The sequence below is a fragment of the Streptomyces sp. NPDC057474 genome (assembly GCF_042802555.1).
GTDB lineage: Bacteria > Actinomycetota > Actinomycetes > Streptomycetales > Streptomycetaceae > Streptomyces.
This window is the reverse complement of record NZ_JBHVDX010000498.1, coordinates 1-1294: the sequence shown is the minus strand read 5'-3', so window position 1 is coordinate 1294 and position 1294 is coordinate 1. Positions and strand designations below refer to the sequence as shown.

At 73.5% G+C, this 1294-nt stretch carries 3 protein-coding genes; 2 read left to right on the top strand and 1 reads right to left on the bottom strand.

The features are described from left to right. Positions 1-38: 38 nt before the first annotated feature. On the bottom strand, positions 39-170 hold the full coding sequence (locus ACFU53_RS48050) for a hypothetical protein (RefSeq protein ID WP_384007020.1): 132 nt from the start codon (positions 168-170) through the stop codon (positions 39-41). A gap of 210 nt (positions 171-380) precedes the next feature. Between ACFU53_RS48050 and ACFU53_RS48045 the strand changes: the two genes are divergently transcribed. Further along, the gene (locus ACFU53_RS48045; RefSeq protein WP_384007017.1) at positions 381-827 is read left to right on the top strand and encodes a DUF2795 domain-containing protein; all 447 of its coding nucleotides are present in this window, start codon (positions 381-383) and stop codon (positions 825-827) included. A gap of 89 nt (positions 828-916) precedes the next feature. Further along, on the top strand, positions 917-1294 hold a 378-nt coding region (locus tag ACFU53_RS48040), incomplete at its 3' end, for a CBS domain-containing protein (protein WP_384007015.1).

The window sequence follows — 1294 nt, the reverse complement described above, 5'->3', positions numbered from 1 at the left end:
GTCCCTGGACACCGGGCGTCGGCTCCGTCATCACTCGTTCAGCGGATCGGCACGGCCTGTTCGGGCCGGTCGGTCTGCTCGACGGGTGGCAGCACCATCTCCTCGTAGCGGCCCAGCGCCAGCACGACGCCGAGCATCAGCAGCGGAATGATCACAGCGACAGCCGCCATGAGTCCGGTCCTTCCCCGGGGAATATGCGGTGGGGGGTGCCTCGCCGGGTCTCCCCTGGGCGGACGGGCAAACCCGGGCGGGAAGCGGAACGGCCCCGGGACCCGGCGGACAGCCGGGACCGGCCCCGCCGCATCCGTCGCACGACGCCCGTGTCGGCACCGGGTGTTCGGGTACGCGGGGGCCACGAACAACCCATCTGGAGGGGAGCCATGCAGCGAGGCAGCGACCGGCTGAGCGCCCACCGCGACGACGAGATGAAGCACGAACTGCAGGGGTTGCTCCGTTCGGGGCATCCCACGCGGACGGAGGAGTGGCAGGACCCGGAGCCGTACGCCGAGGACGACCCGGAGGTGGCGTACGGGCCGGTGACGCCCAGCCGTGATCCCGCCCGGGTGGAGGCCCTGCGGCTGGAGCTGGCCCGGGTCCTGGGCCGTACGTCCTTCCCGGCGGGCCCCGCCGAGCTGATCCGTGTCCTGCGGGGCCGGCACGCCCCGGACGCGCTCGTGGAGCCCTTGGAGCGGCTGCCGCGGAAGGCGCGCTACGACTCGGTGCACCGGCTCGCGGAGGGCGTTGTCCACGCCCAGGACGAGACCGGGGACGATGCCGGGCGGTCCCCGGCGGACGGCACGGAATCCGCACACGACCGGGACACATAGGCACCCTGCTCGCGGGTACTGCGGGCAACGGCACGCCGATGTGACGTGCCCCCGCAGTCGGGGCGGAGCGACGAAAGGCCCGGAGAGCCATGGCCGAGTTCGTGAGGGAAGTCATGACGCCAGGTGTGGTGGCGGTCCGCCCGGACGCCTCGCTCGTCGAGGCGGCGCAGCTGATGCGTGCCCAGGACATCGGGGACGTCCTCGTCGCGACGGACGGGCACGTCATCGGGGTCCTGACGGACCGGGACATCACGCTGCGCGCCGTCGCCGACGGCGCGGACCCGCTGACGGTGAGCGCCCAGGCCGTCTGCACCCCGAACCCGGTCGTGATCGGCCCGGACGACGCGGTGTCCGCCGCCGTGGAGCTGATGCGCGACCACGCGATACGCCGGCTCCCCGTCCTGGAGGACGGGGAGCCGGTGGGCATGGTCAGCCTCGGCGACCTGGCCGTCTCGCAGGACCCGGGG

Excerpts from the sequence above, each read along its gene's own strand:
- ACFU53_RS48050 (WP_384007020.1), bottom strand. The coding sequence starts at position 170 with ATGGCGGCTGTCGCTGTGATCATTCCGCTGCTGATGCTCGGCGTCGTG.
- ACFU53_RS48045 (WP_384007017.1), top strand. The coding sequence starts at position 381 with ATGCAGCGAGGCAGCGACCGGCTGAGCGCCCACCGCGACGACGAGATG.